This window comes from Dietzia sp. UBA5065 (genome assembly GCA_002415925.1).
In the GTDB taxonomy this organism is placed as follows: domain Bacteria; phylum Actinomycetota; class Actinomycetes; order Mycobacteriales; family Mycobacteriaceae; genus Dietzia.
Genome location: DIAZ01000008.1, coordinates 5,889 through 22,293 on the forward strand (window position 1 = coordinate 5,889; position 16,405 = coordinate 22,293).

General features: G+C 70.9%; 17 protein-coding genes. 8 read left to right on the forward strand and 9 right to left on the reverse strand.

Annotated features, from left to right (window positions below; genetic code table 11):
- A partial coding sequence (locus B4M60_RS00755) for a multifunctional oxoglutarate decarboxylase/oxoglutarate dehydrogenase thiamine pyrophosphate-binding subunit/dihydrolipoyllysine-residue succinyltransferase subunit (protein WP_291079451.1) occupies window positions 1-2,061 on the forward strand: 2,061 nt, incomplete at its 5' end.
- Window positions 2,062-2,129: 68 nt separating this feature from the next.
- On the opposite strand, the gene B4M60_RS00760 is transcribed toward B4M60_RS00755, so the two are convergent.
- A complete protein-coding gene (locus B4M60_RS00760; RefSeq protein ID WP_291079452.1) occupies window positions 2,130-3,044 on the reverse strand; it encodes a glycine betaine ABC transporter substrate-binding protein in 915 nt (304 codons plus the stop codon).
- A 136-nt stretch (window positions 3,045-3,180) separates the two neighbouring features.
- Between B4M60_RS00760 and B4M60_RS00765 the strand changes: the two genes are divergently transcribed.
- Complete coding sequence (locus B4M60_RS00765) at window positions 3,181-4,254, forward strand: magnesium and cobalt transport protein CorA (RefSeq protein WP_291079453.1); 1,074 nt, start codon at window positions 3,181-3,183, stop codon at window positions 4,252-4,254.
- Here B4M60_RS00765 and B4M60_RS00770 read toward each other — a convergent pair whose 3' ends face one another.
- From B4M60_RS00770 to B4M60_RS00780, 3 genes are read right to left on the reverse strand one after another with little or no spacing between them, the layout of a single operon-like run.
- Window positions 4,255-4,860, reverse strand: a complete 606-nt coding sequence (locus tag B4M60_RS00770) for a suppressor of fused domain protein (protein ID WP_291079454.1) — start codon at window positions 4,858-4,860, stop codon at window positions 4,255-4,257.
- A complete protein-coding gene (locus tag B4M60_RS00775) occupies window positions 4,860-5,366 on the reverse strand; it encodes a general stress protein (protein WP_291079455.1) in 507 nt (168 codons plus the stop codon). The genes B4M60_RS00770 and B4M60_RS00775 overlap by 1 nt, the downstream gene beginning before the upstream one ends.
- On the reverse strand, window positions 5,363-6,394 hold the full coding sequence (locus tag B4M60_RS00780; protein WP_291079456.1) for an HpcH/HpaI aldolase/citrate lyase family protein: 1,032 nt from the start codon (window positions 6,392-6,394) through the stop codon (window positions 5,363-5,365). The genes B4M60_RS00775 and B4M60_RS00780 overlap by 4 nt, the downstream gene beginning before the upstream one ends.
- Before the next feature lie 68 nt (window positions 6,395-6,462).
- On the opposite strand from B4M60_RS00780, the gene B4M60_RS00785 reads away from it, so the two are divergent.
- The 4 genes from B4M60_RS00785 to B4M60_RS00800 all read left to right on the forward strand — a co-directional run bounded on the left by B4M60_RS00785 (window position 6,463) and on the right by B4M60_RS00800 (window position 10,685).
- Window positions 6,463-7,773 (forward strand): magnesium transporter MgtE N-terminal domain-containing protein, encoded by a 1,311-nt coding sequence (locus tag B4M60_RS00785; protein WP_291079457.1) that lies wholly within the window; start codon window positions 6,463-6,465, stop codon window positions 7,771-7,773.
- Window positions 7,770-8,321, forward strand: a complete 552-nt coding sequence (locus B4M60_RS00790) for a DUF1003 domain-containing protein (protein ID WP_291079458.1) — start codon at window positions 7,770-7,772, stop codon at window positions 8,319-8,321. The genes B4M60_RS00785 and B4M60_RS00790 overlap by 4 nt, the downstream gene beginning before the upstream one ends.
- 81 nt (window positions 8,322-8,402) lie before the next feature.
- Entirely contained in the window at window positions 8,403-9,506 is a 1,104-nt protein-coding gene (locus B4M60_RS00795; protein WP_291079459.1) for a lytic transglycosylase domain-containing protein, read from the forward strand.
- 39 nt (window positions 9,507-9,545) lie between these two features.
- On the forward strand, window positions 9,546-10,685 hold the full coding sequence (locus B4M60_RS00800) for an Mrp/NBP35 family ATP-binding protein (protein WP_291079460.1): 1,140 nt from the start codon (window positions 9,546-9,548) through the stop codon (window positions 10,683-10,685).
- Between the two features lie 52 nt (window positions 10,686-10,737).
- Here B4M60_RS00800 and tatB read toward each other — a convergent pair whose 3' ends face one another.
- The 4 genes from tatB to sigE form a co-directional block, all read right to left on the reverse strand.
- Entirely contained in the window at window positions 10,738-11,178 is a 441-nt protein-coding gene (gene tatB, locus B4M60_RS00805; protein WP_291079461.1) for a Sec-independent protein translocase protein TatB, read from the reverse strand.
- Window positions 11,179-11,240: 62 nt separating this feature from the next.
- Window positions 11,241-12,620, reverse strand: a complete 1,380-nt coding sequence (locus tag B4M60_RS00810) for a S1C family serine protease (protein ID WP_291079462.1) — start codon at window positions 12,618-12,620, stop codon at window positions 11,241-11,243.
- A gap of 145 nt (window positions 12,621-12,765) precedes the next feature.
- Entirely contained in the window at window positions 12,766-13,215 is a 450-nt protein-coding gene (locus B4M60_RS00815) for an anti-sigma factor family protein (protein WP_291079463.1), read from the reverse strand.
- Window positions 13,216-13,311: 96 nt separating this feature from the next.
- Window positions 13,312-13,935, reverse strand: coding sequence for an RNA polymerase sigma factor SigE (gene sigE, locus B4M60_RS00820; protein WP_291079464.1), 624 nt, complete (start codon window positions 13,933-13,935; stop codon window positions 13,312-13,314).
- 202 nt (window positions 13,936-14,137) lie between these two features.
- Here sigE and B4M60_RS00825 point away from each other — a divergent pair, with 202 nt between their 5' ends.
- Entirely contained in the window at window positions 14,138-14,746 is a 609-nt protein-coding gene (locus tag B4M60_RS00825) for an O-methyltransferase (protein WP_291079465.1), read from the forward strand.
- A gap of 9 nt (window positions 14,747-14,755) precedes the next feature.
- On the opposite strand, the gene glgC is transcribed toward B4M60_RS00825, so the two are convergent.
- Window positions 14,756-15,982 carry a glucose-1-phosphate adenylyltransferase gene (gene glgC / locus B4M60_RS00830; RefSeq protein WP_291079466.1) on the reverse strand — a complete coding sequence of 409 codons (1,227 nt, stop codon included), beginning with the start codon at window positions 15,980-15,982 and terminating at the stop codon, window positions 14,756-14,758.
- Window positions 15,983-16,137: 155 nt separating this feature from the next.
- Here glgC and B4M60_RS00835 point away from each other — a divergent pair.
- On the forward strand, window positions 16,138-16,405 hold a 268-nt coding region (locus B4M60_RS00835; RefSeq protein ID WP_291079467.1), incomplete at its 3' end, for a glycosyltransferase.

Sequence of the window (16,405 nt, forward strand, 5' to 3'; positions counted from 1 at the left end):
GTCGTGATCGGCATGCCGCACCGCGGCCGGCTCAACGTCCTGGCGAACATCGTGGGCAAGCCGTACCGGCAGATCTTCACCGAGTTCGAGGGGAACATGGACCCCTCGGCCGCGCACGGCTCGGGTGACGTCAAGTACCACCTCGGGGCCGAGGGAATCCAGTACCAGATGTTCGGCGAGAACGAGATCAAGGTCTCGCTCACCGCGAACCCCTCCCACCTCGAGGCCGTCGACCCGGTCCTGGAGGGGATCGTGCGCGCCAAGCAGGACCTCATCGAGGATCCCGAGTGGCGGGCCGAGTACCCCGTGGTCCCCCTCATGCTCCACGGTGACGCGGCGTTCGCGGGCCAGGGCGTGGTCGCCGAGACCCTCAACCTCTCGCTCATCGACGGATACCGCACCGGTGGCACCATCCACATCGTGGTCAACAACCAGATCGGGTTCACGACCGCGCCCGAGGCCGGTCGGTCGAGCCAGTACTGCACGGACGTCGCCAAGATGGTGGGGGCGCCGATCCTCCACGTCAACGGCGACGACCCGGAGGCCTGCGTCCGCGTCGCCCGCCTGGCGATGGATTTCCGTCAGCAGTTCAAGAAGGACGTCGTGATCGACCTCGTCTGCTACCGCCGTCGCGGACACAACGAGGCCGACGACCCGTCGATGACGCAGCCGCGGATGTACAAGGTGATCGACGGCAAGAAGAGCGTCCGCCAGTCGTACACGGACGACCTCGTCGGTCGTGGCGACATCACGGAGAAGGAGGCGGAGAACGCCCTCCGCGACTTCCAGGGGCAGCTCGAGCGGGTCTTCAACGAGGTACGCGAACTCGAGAAGCACCCGGTCAAGGCCTCCGAGTCCATCGAGCCGGATCAGCCGCTACCCAAGCGGCTCGTCACCGCCGTGGACGAGTCGGTCATCCACTCGATCGGCGACGCGTTCGGCAACCTCCCCGAGGACTTCCACATCCACCCCCGCGTCAAGCCGGTCTACGAGGCGCGTCAGAAGATGGCGTACAACGGCAACATCGACTGGGCGTTCGCGGAACTCCTCGCTATCGGTTCACTCGTCCGCGAGGGCCGCACCGTCCGGCTCGCCGGACAGGATTCCCAGCGCGGCACCTTCACGCAGCGTCACGTCGTGGTGGTGGACAAGACCACCTCCGAGACCTACTCGCCGCTCCAGAACCTGGAGGACGCGCAGGGTCGCCTGGAGGTCTGGAACTCGGCGCTCACCGAGTACGCCGGGGTCGGCTTCGAGTACGGGTACTCGGTCGGCGACCCGGAGGCCCTGGTCATGTGGGAGGCCCAGTTCGGCGACTTCGTCAACGGCGCGCAGACCATCATCGACGAGTACATCTCGTCCGGAGAGGCCAAATGGGGGCAGAAGTCCTCCGTGACCCTGCTCCTCCCGCACGGCCACGAGGGCATGGGACCGGACCACACGTCCGGCCGCATCGAGCGCTTCCTCCAGCTCTGCGCGGAGGGGTCGATGACCGTCGCGCAGCCGTCCACCCCGGCGAACTACTTCCACCTCCTGCGGCGCCACGCCACCGACGGCATCAAACGCCCCCAGGTGGTGTTCACGCCCAAGTCGATGCTCCGGAACAAGAAGGCCGTCAGCCCACTGGCCGAGCTCACCACGGGCAAGTTCCGGTCGGTGATCGACGACCCGGTGTTCGCCGACGACGCGAAGGACGCGGAGAAGGTCACGACCATGCTGCTGGTGTCGGGCAAGCTCTACTACGAGCTCGCCGCCCGCCAGGAGAAGGAGGGCCGCGACGACCTCGCCATCGTGCGACTCGAGCAGATCCACCCGATCCCGTTCCGTCGCCTGCGCGAGGCCCTCGCGCACTACCCGAACGTCGCCGAAGTCCGGTGGGTGCAGGAGGAACCCGCCAACCAGGGCGCCTGGAGCTTCCTCGCGCTCAACCTGCCTGACGTCATCCCGGAGTTCCCGCCGCTCAAGCGGGTCTCCCGCCGGGCCATGGCCGCCACGTCGACCGGCCTGAGCAAGGTGCACGCGGTCGAGCAGAAGGCACTGGTCGACGAGGCGTTCGCCTGACGGTCGCCCGGTCCGTCCGGGCACCACGCACATGACGGGCCCGTCCGCACGCCGCGGACGGGCCCGTCTCAGTACCCGTGCGAGTCCAGCCAGTAGTTCGCCAGACTGACCGGGGTCGCGCTCCCGAACTCCACCCCCAGCAACAGCTCCCGCACGTCCTCGGTGGTCAGCTCGCCGCTGATCCTGTTGACCAGCGCGAGCCCGTCCTCCGAGAGTGAACCCTTCCGGAAGACCGGGACGACGTTCTGCGCCGGTATCGCGTCCTTGTCGTCGTCCAACGGCACCATGTCGTCCGGGTCCAGGATCGGGTCGGCCGACTGGACCAGCCCCACCCCGATCTCGCCGGCGCGCAACGCCTCGAACACCACGCGTGGGCTGGGGCCCAGGGCCACCCGTCGACCGAACCCACAGTCGTAGGTGTCCCCCACCGCGCCGGCGAGCTCCCGGTCCGCCAGCGCCTCCGCGCGGGCGCCGAGGGTGAACTCGCCGCACCGGCCGGCCAGGTCGGACATCGACCGGAGCCCGAACACCTCTGCCGTGTGCCGGGTCACCACGTAGACGGGCGCGTCCTCCGCCGGCGCGGGGTCCGCCGCGGTCACACCCTCCGGCAGCGACGCCATCATCGCCGCGTACACCTCGTCGGCCTCGACAGCCGTCGAACCCGGGTCGAACATGCGGAGCAGCTCTCCGGTGAACCCGATGGTGAACGTGGCGTCCCCGGTCGTCACCGCCTCGACCACCTCGGCCTGGGTGCCGGACCGGGGACGTTGCGTGACCCTGGTGCCGGACCGGGTCAGGGCGTTGCCGTAGATGTGACCGATGATCTCCGACTCCCCGAACGAGGCGGTCTCGATCACCACCACCGGATCGGAGTCGTGCGCCGGAACGATCGACGACTGCGCCTGACACCCACTCGACACCACCGCGAGGACCCCGGAGACAGCCAACGCCCGCACCCCGGCCCGTGCCCCTGTCCGCAGCATCCGACCACGTCCTTTCTCACCCCGTCCGCACCCGTCGGCGCGGCACCCGACCGCCAGTCTCCCAGCAGAACCCAGGCCGCGTCACGCCGAGGTCCACCGACCGATACTGTCGTGCGAGAGGATGAGAGGAGCGCCCGTGCCGAGTATCGGACGACGACGGATCGGGGCGGTGTCACCGACACCGCCGGTCTCCCGGCTCCACGTTCCCACCGAACGTGCGGTGGTGGACTGCGGCGTCTACGTCGACGGCGTGCGCGAACAGGGCAGGTTCACCCACCGCGCGGCCATCCGACGGGTGCGCGACACCGGGCAGGGCTTCGTGTGGATCGGCCTCCACGCCCCGGACCAGCATCAGATGGAGTCGCTGTCCCGGGAGTTCGGGCTCCACGAGTTGATCACCGAGGACGCGACCAGCGGGGATCAGCGACCCAAGCTCGAGGCCTACGACGGCATCCTGGTGCTCAACATGTCGACCGTCAGCTACCTCGCGCACGAGTCCGTGACGGAGGCCAGCGACATCGTGTCCACGGGCGAGGTCATGGTGGTCCTGGGCCGGGACTTCGTGGTGACGATCCGCCACGGGGAGTTCGGCGGCCTGGCCGGGATCCGCGAGGAACTCGAGCGTGCACCCGAGCGGCTCCTCCAGGGGCCCGCGGCCGTCATGCACGCCGTGGCCGACCGCGTGGTGGACAGCTACCTCGAGGCGGCGGAGGGGATGAGCCGGGATGTGGACGAGCTGGAGTCCGGGGTCTTCGCGCCGCGCACCCCCGTGGACATCGAACAGATCTACTTCCTCAAGCGGGAACTGCTCGAGCTGAAGCACAACATCTCCCCGCTCGTCGTGCCCCTGCGCAGGCTCGCCGGGGATCACCTCGGCATGGTTCCCAGCGAGATCCGGCACTACTTCCGTGACGTCCAGGACCACCATTCCCTGGTCACTGCGCAGGTGGCCACCCTGGACGAGCAGGTCACCTCGCTCGTCCACGCCGCCGTGGCGATCGTCGGGATGCGGCAGAACACCGACATGCGGCGGATCTCGGCCTGGGTGGCGATCGCCGCCGTCCCCACCATGATCGCGGGCGTCTACGGGATGAACTTCGACCACATGCCCGAGTTGCGCATGGAGTACGGCTACTTCCTGGTGCTCGGGTTCATGCTGACGGCGTGCGGGGGACTGTTCCTGCTGTTCCGGAAGAACAGCTGGCTCTAGTCACCGGGTCAGTCCGGGGTTGACCGCGCGGCGCGCCGGGTCGGTCACGTCGATACCGGCCTCCGACCACGCCTCCTCGAGCTCCGCGGCACCCTTGAGGCGAACCCACGCGGCCTCGGTGTGCGTCACCGGAACCGCGCGGAACACCCTGACCGGCGCCGCGTCCCCACCCACCTCGACGTCCGGGATCTCGGGCGCACGGAGGACGACCGCGGTGAACGCCGCGCCCGGCCACAGCGGTTCGCCCAGGTCCACGAGCGCGCCCTCCGTCAGGACGAGCCCCTCGACAGCGGGCGCCGCCGCCAGGACGGCCAGAGCGCGGACCAGTCCGTCCACCCCGCCGCGCAGCACGAGTGACAGCTCCGCGCGCGGGGCGGTCGGGTCGGGCACGAGTGCGGACGGGTCCCCCATCGGTTCCGCCGAGCACCCGAGCGAGGCGTACCGGACCAGGCCCGTCTCCACCTCGACGAACCGCAAGACCCGGATCGGGGCGGCCCCGAGGAAGGTCACCGACGCCTCCTGCGGGTCGGGACCGAGGTGGGTGACCAGGTGCTCCCGCACCGCGGCGAGGACGGCCGACGGATCGACCGAGCCGCCGGCGGGCATCACTTGAGTCCGAGGCGGGCGAGCTCGTCGCGGACCCTCTCCGCATCGGCCGGCTCGCACAGGATGTCGTAGCGTCCGGCGACGAGTTGGGAGGTCGACGCGAAGTCGCGCTTGCCGCGCGTCGCCGCGTAGGACAGCGACGTAGAGACCACCCCGAAGACGGAGCCCGCGACCAGACCGGTGAGGACCACTCCCCACATGGGTTGGGTGAACATCCCGATCAACAGCCCCACGAACAGGCCGAGCCACGCTCCCGTGGCGAGCCCCCCGAGGAGGACCTTGGGCCACGTCAGGCGACCGGTGACCCGCTCGACCTGCATGAGGTCCACCCCCACGATGGTCACCTCGTGGACGGGGAAGTCCTCGTCGGCGAGGTGGTCCACGGCGGCCTGCGCCTGGGCGTAGGTGGGGTACGACCCGACCACCCAGCCGGTGGGCGGGGTGGGCAGCCCGGGGGTCTGGCCCCCGGGGCGCCGCCCGGACCTGGGGTTCACGGGTGCGGTCATCTGCTGCGTCCTTCCGTCTCCGGCCCGTCCGGGTCGGGATCTCCGGCGTCCGACACCGTCATCCCGGCCGCGCGGCCGCGGGCGGACACCACCGAGGCCATCTTACGGCTGGCCTCGTCCAGCATCTCGTCGCCGAACATGACCGCGCCCCGGGCCCCACCCTCCACCGACGTGGAGTGCGCGTACGCGGCGAGGATGCCCTCGGCCTTGTCGAACTCGTCCTGGCGGGGGCTGAACACCTCGTTCCCCGCGTCCACCTGGGCCGGGTGGAGTACCCATTTCCCGTCGAAGCCCAGGGCCGCGGTGCGGGCCGCGGCCCGTCGGAAGCCCTCCTCGTCGCGGACCTTGAGGAACGGGCCGTCGATCGCCTGGAGACCGTGCGCCCGGGCGGCGACGAGGATCGTCATCAGCACGTGATGGTAGGCGTCACCAGGCTCGTATCCCTCCGGCTGTTCCCCGACGGTGAGGGTGCGCATCCCGACGGAGGCCATGAAGTCGGCGGGTCCGAACACCAGGGTGAGGACCCTCGGACTGGCGGTGGCGATTTCATGGATGTTGGTGAGCCCGAGGGCGTCCTCGATCTGCGGCTCGATCCCTATCGAGCCCACCGGCAGACCCGCGGTCCTCTCGACCTGGGTCAGCACCAGATCCAGGGCGGTGACCTCCGCGGCCGTCCGCGCCTTGGGCAGGAGCAGTGCGTCGACGTGGGCCCCCGCGCGACCGACCACCTCGGTCACGTCTCGGACCGTGTACTCGGTGTCCCACGCGTTCACCCTGACGACCACCGTCGGCGCGGTGAATCCACCGTGGACCAGCGCCTCGACGACGTTCTCGCGGGCCTGCGCCTTGGCCGGACCCGCGACCGCGTCCTCCAGGTCGAGGAAGACCTCGTCGACCGGCAGCCCGCGGGCCTTGCCGATCATCTTGACGCTGCTGCCGGGAACGGCGAGGACCGTTCGCCGGGGACGGGCCCGGAGTTCGGCGATCGCGGCGGACGCCGACGGCGCCGGGTGGGGGGCGGGGATCATTCGCGGGCACTCCCTCTTCTCCGGTGCGGACGGACACGGTCCGCCCCTCGGTGACTAGCCTGGTCCGCATGGCGAACCTCAACAAGGCCTTCGTCGCCAGGCTAGCCGGACTCTCGGTGATCGGCCCCGACGGGGACGACATCGGAAGGGTTCGAGACGTCGTGGTGACGATGCGGACCCGGCACAAACAACCCCGGGTCATCGGACTCGTGGTGGAGCTGCCCACCCGGCGCCGGATCTTCGTCCCCATGCTCAGGGTGGCCACCGTCGAGCCCCGCTCGGTCACCCTCGTCTCGGGGACCATCAACCTGCACCGCTTCACCTCCCGACCGGGAGAGAACCTGGTGCTGGGCGCACTGGTGGACTCGATCATCGGGGTCGAGCAGGACCGCACCGCCCCGGGGACCACTGACGGCGCGGACACCACGCGCTTCCAGGTCGTGGACGTGGAGATCGAACGACAGCGCACCCGCGACTGGCTGGTCTCCCGGCTCGCGGTCCGCCCGCGCCGCGGGCGCGGACCCCTCGGCAGGCGGGGTCCGGTGTCGATCTACCCCTGGAGCCGGATCCAGGGGTTGGACGACGACGCCATCGGGACACCCGAGCACGGCGCGGAGAGCCTCGTGGAGCACTACGCGGACATGCGCCCGGCCGACGTCGCGCACGCGCTGCGCGAGCTGCCCGAGGTCCGGCGCCTCGAGGTGGCCCGGACCCTGGACGACGAGCGGTTGGCGGACATCCTCCAGGAGCTGCCGCACGACGAACAGACGGAGATCGTCACCCGGCTGGAACTCGAACGGGCGGCGGACGTCCTCGAGGCGATGGACCCCGATGACGCGGCGGACCTGCTCAGCGAGTTGCCCGCGCAGGACGCGGAATCCTTCCTCGAACGGATGAACCCGGAGGATTCCGCCCCCGTGCGCCGGTTGCTCACGTTCGACGCCGACACCGCGGGCGGTCTCATGACCCCGGAGCCGATCATCCTCGCCCCTCAGACGACGGTCGCCGAGGCGCTGGCCCACTGCCGCAATCCCGATCTCAGCCCGGCCCTCGCGAGCCTCGTCTTTGTGGTCCGGCCCCCCACCGCCACCCCGACCGGCAAATACCTGGGCTGTGTCCACATCCAGGCGCTGCTGCGGGAGCTTCCGTCGACGATGGTCGCCGAGACCGTGGACACCAGCCTGTCGACGCTGCGCCCCACCGACTCGGTGGACTCGGTGACCAGGTTCTTCGCCACCTATAACCTGGTGTGCGGACCCGTGGTCGACGACGAGGGCCACCTCCTCGGCGCGGTCGCGGTCGACGACCTCCTCGACCATCTCCTCCCCGAGGACTGGCGGGACATGGATCTCCACGACGACAGGGAGGCGCGACCGTGACCGAGCCCGGCATCCGCTCCTCGCTCTCCACCCCGGTCACCTCCCGCCGACCCCGCATCAGCTTCGACTCCGACGCGGTCGGCAGGTACAGCGAGAGGATCGCCCGGTTCTTCGGCACCGGCACGTACCTCCTCATCCAGACGATCCTCGTGATCGTGTGGATCTTCATCAACGTCGCGGTGGTGGCGTTGCGCTTCGACCCCTATCCGTTCATCCTCCTCAACCTGGCGTTCTCCACCCAGGCGGCCTACGCGGCGCCGCTCATCCTGCTCGCGCAGAACCGGCAGGAGGACCGCGACAAGGACTCGGTCCGGGAGGATCGACTGCGGGCCACCCAGACCAAGGCCGACACCGAGTTCCTGGCCCGCGAACTCGCATCGGTCAGGCTGTCCGTGGGCGAGACCGTCACCCGCGACTACCTGCGACGCGAACTCGACGACCTCCGGGATTCGGTGGACCGGATCGAGACGCTGCTCGCGGACCTCGGAGCGGACGGACGTAACACCGATGGCGGGAAACCCGATTCACACCCAGAGGGCCGCGGGTAGCGTCAGCGCGGACGGCGGCGTGACGGCTCACCCGGTCGCCGACGTCGTCCGGAATCTGTAGGGGGATCTTTGCGTCACAGCGTGTACACCACCGATCGTCGTGTCCTGACGAGCGGAGCCGTCACCGCCGGCGCGATCGCCGTGCTCGCCGCCGTCGGGCTCTCGGTCGACAACACCGGACCCACCGGCGCCCCGGACATCAACCAGATCGCCGAGACGTCCACCACGGTCCCGACGATCACGGAGACGCCCGTCCCCCCGACCTCCCCCGACGCCCCACCGCCGCCGCCGGAGACCACCGACCCCGGCGCCGCGCACATCGTGCCCGCGACGATCCCCGACGGCCCCCTGGGCATCCCCGGGATCGCGCTCGACGCCTACCACCGCGCCACGGACCGTCTCAACGCCCAGACGCCCTCGTGCGAGATGGACTGGACGCTGCTGGCGGGGATCGGGCAGGTGGAGTCCAACCAGGGCCGCGGGTTGTTCGACCCCCACGGAAACACCCTCGGCCGGATCCTCGGCCCCCGCCTGGACGGGTCGATGCCCGGGACCGCGGTCATCACCGACACCGACGGTGGCCGGTTCGACGGTGACCACCAGTTCGACCGCGCGGTGGGACCGGTGCAGTTCATCCCGTCCACGTGGGCGGTGCTGGGCCGCGACGGCAACGACGACTCCGTGGCCGATCCCAACAACATCTACGACGGTGCGCTCGCCGCCGCCACGCTCCTGTGCGACCAGGGCGGTTCGATGGGCGATCCGGCCGCACGCACCCGGGCGGTCCTCGCCTACAACAACTCCCTCGCCTACGTGGCCAACGTCAACGCCTGGGCCCACGGCTACGCCGTCAACGCCTACCCGCTGCCCGCGGACCTTCCGGAGATCCACCGGCCCGAGCCGACCGTCGAGCCGCCGGCGCACTGCCCGGAGGGCTGGGAGGGTGATCCCACCGCTGCGCCCGCGCCGGCCGTCCCCGGTGAGCCCGCCCCCCCGGTCCCGGGCTGCACCGAGGCGACCCCGCCGTCGACACCCCCGACCTCCCCGACCCCGCCGACCTCCGCGCCTGCCGAGACGGCTCCGGCCCTGCCCTCGCCCACGGTCCCCGGTCCGGCCGCCCCTCCCGCGCCGCCGCTGTTCGGTCTCCCCTGCATCCCGCCGTTCTGCGTTCCGCCACCGGCCTGAATCGTCACCCCGTCCCCCGCCGCCTAGACTCGGGCCATCATGAGTGCACCCAGCGAAGAATCGATCCGTGCCGCTCTGGCCAAGGTGGACGACCCGGAGATCCGTAAACCGCTCACCGAACTCGGCATGGTCAAGAGCGTCGACGTCGACACCGCGACCGGCCGCGTCGACATCGGTATCTACCTGACCGTGGCCACGTGCCCCATGCGGGACACCATCACGGACCGCGTCCGCTCCGCGGTGACCGATGTCCCCGGGGTGGGCGAGGTCGTGGTCCAGCTCGACGTGATGGACGACGCGCAACGCACCGAACTGCGTAAGCACCTGCGGGGGGACGCGTCCGAACCGGTGATCCCGTTCGCCCAACCCGGGAACCTCACCCGGGTGTACGCGGTCGCCTCCGGCAAGGGCGGGGTGGGCAAGTCCACCGCCACCGTCAACCTCGCGACCGCCCTCGCCTCCCGCGGTCTGTCCGTGGGCGTTCTCGACGCCGACATCTACGGACACTCGATACCCCGGATGCTCGGCACCGACGCCCGGCCCACGCAGGTCGAGCAGATGATCCTGCCGCCGGTCGCGCACGACGTCAAGGTGATCTCGATCGCCCAGTTCACCAAGGGGAACACCCCGGTGGTGTGGCGCGGGCCCATGCTGCACCGCGCCCTCCAGCAGTTCCTCGCCGACGTGTACTGGGGCGACCTCGACGTCCTGCTCATGGACCTGCCACCCGGGACGGGTGACGTCGCGATCTCGATCGCCCAGCTCATCCCGTCAGCGGAGATCCTCGTGGTGACGACACCGCAACAGGCCGCGGCGGAGGTGGCCGAGCGCGCGGGGTCCATCGCCCTGCAGACCCGTCAGCGGATCGCCGGGGTGATCGAGAACATGTCCTGGCTCGAGCTGCCCGACGGCACGCGCATGGACGTCTTCGGGAGCGGCGGTGGCGCCGAGGTCGCGGAGAACCTGTCCCGATCGGTGGGAGCGCCGGTGCGGCTGCTCGGTCAGGTCCCGCTGGAACAGGCCGTCCGCGAACACGGCGACGAGGGCACCCCGATCGTTTTGGCGGAGCCGGAGTCCCCCTCCGGTCGGGCCTTCCGGGAGATCGCAGACGCCCTGGCGGTGCGCCCACGGGGTCTGGCGGGGATGAACCTGGGGATCGACACCACGCGGCACCTGTGACGACCGTCGAGATACGGCGGTGCGCGCCCCGGTCCGGCGCGGATCGCCGACCCTAGGTCGCGTCGGGGTCCCACTCGGGGGTCGCGCCCGACGGCCGCGGGTCCTGCGGCGGCGGGGACGCGGCGGGGCCGGCCGCCTGCGGCCGGGGTCCGGTGGTCGGCGTGCCGGCCACCGCTGCTCCACCCGCCGGCGCCGCGGCCCCGAAGTCGCCGGTGAACAGGGAGTCGTCACCGTCGAGGAGGTGCTTGGTCACCATCGCGCGCGGGTTGAGGCCCCGCAACTCGTTGAGCTGCTTGAGCGGCTCACGGAACTCCTCGAACTCCGTCCCGTAGTCGTCGCGCAACTGCTGCTGCGCGGACCCGGCGAACTCCTTGACCTTGCGGATCGCGGAGGCGAGCCAGCGGGCGGCCTCGGGCAGGCGCTCGGGACCCAGGACGACCAGCGCGATCACGCCGAGCACCAGGAGCTCGGACCACCCAACGTTAGTGAACATCGCCCTCGAGGATACGTCGTCGCGACGGCGGGCGGGACAAGGGTCTGGTGGTGGCTCCCCTGTCACCCCAGCGTGGGTCGGACGATCACCTCGACCCGGGCCCCGCCCCGGATCACCTCGACGGGGACGTCGGAGCCCGCACCCGCTCGCCGAACCGCGACCACGAGCTCGTCCGAGGATCGCACACGGCGGTCCCCGACCCTCGTCACGACATCCCCTTCCCGCAGCCCCGCCTCCTGCGCCGCGGACCCTTCTCTCACGTTGACCAACTCGGCACCCTCGAGGTTGCCGTTGTCCGCCTTGCGGGCGTTCACCCCGATGGTGGCGTGCCGGACCGACCCCTCCCTCATCAGCGACGTGGCGATGTCGCGCACGTCGTTGACGGGGATCGCGAAGCCGAGGCCGATGGATCCGCCCGACTGGGTGAAGATGGAGGTGTTGATGCCGATCACCGCGCCCCTCGTATCGATGAGGGGGCCGCCCGAGTTGCCGGGGTTGATCGCGGCGTCGGTCTGGATCGCGTCGATCACCACGTCCCCGTCGGAGGTCGACTCCCCCAGCGCGATGGGTCGCTGGGTCGCCGACACGATCCCCTCGGTGACCGTCCGTGCCAGCCCGAGGGGCGAGCCGATCGCGATCACCTGCTCTCCGACCTCCACCTGGTCGGAATCGCCGAGCGCCGCGACGGTGAGGTTCTGGACGTCCTCCACCTTGAGTACCGCGAGGTCCGTCGCCGGGTCTCGACCCACGAGGTCCGCCGGAGCCCTGGACCCGTCGGGGAAGACGACCTCGATGTCGGCCCGGTCCGCGGCACCGTCCATGGTCACCACGTGGTTGTTGGTCACGATGTAGCCCTGGGGATCGATCACGATCCCGGAGCCCTCGCCCCGGGCCGAGGGCGTGGAGACCCGGATGTTCACGACGGCGGGCTGGACCCGCTGCGCGACCTCGCCGACCGGGTTCCCGGAATCGATCACCTTCTGCGGCGCGTCGGCGATCCTCACCGTGGACGTGGTGAGGACGCGGGCCGAATCGGCCACCAGCGCGCCCACCCCGCCTCCGACCGACGCCACGACGGCGACGGCCGCCACCGCCCCCAGCAGGGCCTGTCGGCTCAGTCGTCTCTCGAACAGGGCCTCGGAGAGCGAGAGCCTGGGCGGGTGGTCGGTGTGCCCACCGGACAGGTCGTGGGGTACCGGCGCGGGCGTCGGCGCCAGCGCGGGAGAACCGACGCCCACCGGGGCGTGGGGGTTCCGCCACGGGTCGGGCTGCGGGGGTGGGGGCACGTGGTCCAGGTCCTGCCAGGACGGATGGCGCTCGATCCCGCCCGTGCCCGATCGGGTCGGGCCGAACGCCTCCGCCAACGCCGGGTCGGGCTCGCGCGCGGCGTCCGGGGCCTCGCCGGTCCCGGTGTCGCGTCGGGGATCCAGCCCCCCGGTCACCCCGGCAGGTCGGGAGAAATGAGCGGCCGAAGCGGTCTCGACGACCGGACGGTGGAGTGGACTCGGCTCGCGCAGCGGGCGATAGGGCTCCGCGCCCCGCTCCGCCGGTGCCGGCACGCCAGTCTCGTCCTCCACCCGGCCCACCTTAACGGCCGAGCCGCCCGAGACGTCGGAGCAGCCTCGCCCACGGGTGCGGCGGTGCGGGCTGCGGCGCCCGGACCGGCTCGGGCGCGGTCGCGTCGCCGAGATGTCGGAGTCGCTCGCGGAGTTCCCCGGGCATCTGGATCGGCCCGGAGCCGCGGAGCGCGTGGCGGGCGTCGCCCTGCGCCGCCACGTCCGACCGGCACTGCGGACAGCGCGCCAGGTGGGCGTCCGCGCGGGCCTGACCCGTCGGCGGTAGGCGGGCGTCGACGTACGCGGCCACCGCCTCGGTCGAGAGGTGGTCGGTGGACAGGAAACGATGCTCGGTCCGTGGCGGCGGAGTCCTGCCCACCACCTCCCGAGCCGACCGCCGCGAGAGGCGGTACTCGCCGGGGTGATCGTGGCCGGGGTGATCGTGGCCGGTGTGATCGTGGCCGGGGTGCTGACGATCCACCGCGCACCTCCTCGCTACTCGCCTGCCGACGTCGTCGCCGGTCCCGTCACAGCGATCAACGGGCGGAGAGCCCCGGTGGTTCCCGCGACTCCGCGCTCAGTCGACGCGCCGGTGGACCCCGGTCACGCCGGCCGCCTCGAGCTCGGCCCGCAGCGCCGATCGCCCGCGGTGGATCCGGCTGCGGACCGTCCCCATCTTGACCCCGAGGATCCTGCCGACCTCCTCGTAGCTGAGGTCCTCGATGTCGCACAGCACCACGGCGGCGCGGAATTCCGGCGAGAGGTTGTCCAGGGCGGTCTGCAGGATCGGGTCGAAGGTCTCGTCGGACAGGACCTGCTCGGGGCTGCGCTCCCGCCCCGGGACGCGCTCGGCATCGTCGGGGAGGGCCTCGAAGCGGATCCGGGACCGCCGCCGGGCCATGTCGAGGAACAGGTTGGTCACGATGCGGTGCATCCACCCCTCGAAGGTCCCCGGCTTGTACCTGTCCAGCGACCGGAACACCCTGATGAACGCCTCCTGGGTGATGTCCTCGGCGTCGTGGGCGTTTCCGCAGAGCCGGAACGCGAGCCGGTACACCCGGTCCCCGTGCTGCGCGACCAACTCCGACCAGGTGGGCATGTCGGCGGCGACCCCACTCGAATCGAACCGTGCGGTGCCGACCGCCTCTCCGGCGTCGCGCCCGAGAACCGTCGTCGAACCGTGCACCGTCTGCGAGTACATGCGCTGCCGCCGCCTTCCGGCGCGGACATGGGGATCCGCGCGGTACGTCACGCCGCCCCCTGGTGGGACATCGTGCTGCCACCCTCTCCCATCGGCCTGTCCTCACGGTATACCCGTACTGAGATGCGCCTGAGAGTCTCATACCGATCCGATCACCGCGCGTTGGATGCGCGGTGCGCGGCCGCGGCGATACGCTGCCCAGGTGTCTGATTCGACAGATGTCCCCGCCACCGACCGTTCCGGGCCGGGCGGCCTCGCCCGCCGCAGCGCCGAGCAGGTCGACGACTCCCTCTACGCCGTCGCCCGCGCCGACGCGGCCGAGTTGGGGGCCGTCTCACCGGATCCGCTGACCGCTGAGGCGATCCGCCTGATCGCCCGCCTGACGGGGGCGCGCGCCGCGGTATGCCTCACCCCGGCGCCCGGCGTGCCCGCCCTCGCCATCCTCGCGGCGGCGGGCCCCGGAGCGGGGACGGTGGTCACCTGCATCACCGAGGACCCCCATCACCTCGACGCCGCCCGGTCCGCCCTGGGCGCGGCCGGCCACCCGGCCTCGGCCGCCCGCTACATCGCGGCCCGGCCCCTGGAGGTCGCCGACAAGCTGGCCGACGGCGCCTACGACCTGCTCGTCGCCGACGTCCCGGGCCACTCGGTGTCGAGGGTGGTCTCGCGCGCGCAGAAGCTGCTCCGCCCCGGGGGCGCGCTGGTCCTGCTCGGTGAGCACGCTCCGCTGCCGGAGGGCTCGGATCTACCGGACCACGCGCACATCACCATGCTCCCGGTAGGCGACGGGCTCACCGTCGTCACGCTCTGAGCACGCCGCTCAGCCGGGCAGCGATGTCACGGTGTTCTTGCCCACGCTGACCACCCCACCGGCGCTGATCGGAAACCGGAGCCGGTCCCGTTCGTGGTCCACGCCGATCACGTCGCCGGCACCGATCTGGCAGTTCTTGTCGACGATCGCCCTCCGCACGACCGCACCCCGCCCGATCCGCGCCCCCGGCATGAGTACGCTCCCCTCGACCACCGCGCCGTCCTCGACCACGACGTTGCTGAACAGCACCGAGTTGCGCACGGTGGCCGCCGAGATGATGGTCCCGGCCCCGACCATCGACTCCTGCGCCATGCCGCCGTTGACGAACTTGGCGGGCGGCAGATTGTCCTGCTGGGTCCTGATGGGCCACAGCTTGTTGTAGAGGTTGAAGACCGGGTGGACCGAGACCAGGTCCACGTGCGCGTCGTAGAACGCGTCGATGGTCCCCACGTCCCGCCAGTAGCCGCGGTCGCGTTCCGTCTCGCCAGGCACCCGGTTGCGGGCGAAGTCGTAGACGTAGGCGCGCTCCTGCTCCACGAGCGCCGGGATGATGTCCCCGCCCATGTCGTGGGTGGAGTCCGGCTTCTCCGCGTCGGCCTTGAGCGCGTCGACGAGCGCGTCGGTGGTGAAGATGTAGTTGCCCATGGACGCGAACGTCGCGTCCGGGTCGTCCGGGGTCCCGGGGGGGTCGGAGGGCTTCTCCACCCAGCCGCGGATGAGGTCGTCCTCGGCGGCGTCGATGCAGCCGAAGGCGAACGCCTCGCTGCGTGGCACCCGGATGCCGGCCACCGTGACCGCGGCGCCGGTCTCGATGTGGTGGTCGAGCATCTGTCGCGGGTCCATGCGGTACACGTGGTCGGCGCCGAAGACCACGATGTGGTCCGGCTTCTCGTCGTAGACCAGGTTGAGGGACTGCAGGATCGCGTCCGCCGAGCCGGTGTACCACCGCGGCCCCAGCCGCTGCTGCGCCGGCACGGGGGTGATGTACTCGCCCCCCATCCCGCTCATGTGCCACACCTGCGAGATGTGGCGGTCGAGGGAATGCGATTTGTACTGGGTGAGGACGCAGATCCGGTGGAAGCCGGCGTTGACGAGGTTGCTCAGGACGAAGTCGATGAGACGATACGACCCCCCGAACGGCACCGCCGGTTTGGCGCGGTCCGCCGTGAGCGGGAAGAGGCGCTTGCCCTCGCCACCGGCGAGAACGATTGCTAGGACGTGCGGCTGTTTCCTCACGACACCACCGTAACGACTTCCCGGGACGCGGCACGGACCAACGCCCGACTTGCCCCCGACCGGCCCCGACCCGACACCCCGCGATCGGGAGATGTTCACCCGCAACGGTCCCGGTGTCGGCCGTGGCGACTAGGTTGGCCACTGTGCGAGTAGCGATGATGACGAGGGAGTACCCGCCGGAGGTCTACGGCGGGGCGGGAGTCCACGTGACCGAACTGGTGGCCACCCTGCGGCCACTGTGCGAGGTCGACGTCCTGTGCATGGGAGCCGACCGTGACACGGCGAGAGCGTTCCGGCCGGACCCGGAGCTGGGGGCGGATGCCAATCCCGCGATCCAGACCCTGTCGGCCGGACTGCGCATGTGCGTCGCGGCCGAGGGGGCGGACCTCGTCCATTCCCACACCCTGTCTCTTATACACATCT

Excerpts from the sequence above, each read along its gene's own strand:
- B4M60_RS00800 (WP_291079460.1), top strand. The coding sequence starts at position 9,546 with ATGAGTGCACCCAGCGAAGAATCGATCCGTGCCGCTCTGGCCAAGGTG.
- tatB (WP_291079461.1), bottom strand. The coding sequence starts at position 11,178 with ATGTTCACTAACGTTGGGTGGTCCGAGCTCCTGGTGCTCGGCGTGATC.
- B4M60_RS00785 (WP_291079457.1), top strand. The coding sequence starts at position 6,463 with ATGGCGAACCTCAACAAGGCCTTCGTCGCCAGGCTAGCCGGACTCTCG.
- B4M60_RS00780 (WP_291079456.1), bottom strand. The coding sequence starts at position 6,394 with ATGATCCCCGCCCCCCACCCGGCGCCGTCGGCGTCCGCCGCGATCGCC.
- B4M60_RS00775 (WP_291079455.1), bottom strand. The coding sequence starts at position 5,366 with ATGACCGCACCCGTGAACCCCAGGTCCGGGCGGCGCCCCGGGGGCCAG.
- sigE (WP_291079464.1), bottom strand. The coding sequence starts at position 13,935 with ATGTACTCGCAGACGGTGCACGGTTCGACGACGGTTCTCGGGCGCGAC.
- B4M60_RS00760 (WP_291079452.1), bottom strand. The coding sequence starts at position 3,044 with ATGCTGCGGACAGGGGCACGGGCCGGGGTGCGGGCGTTGGCTGTCTCC.
- B4M60_RS00770 (WP_291079454.1), bottom strand. The coding sequence starts at position 4,860 with ATGCCCGCCGGCGGCTCGGTCGATCCGTCGGCCGTCCTCGCCGCGGTG.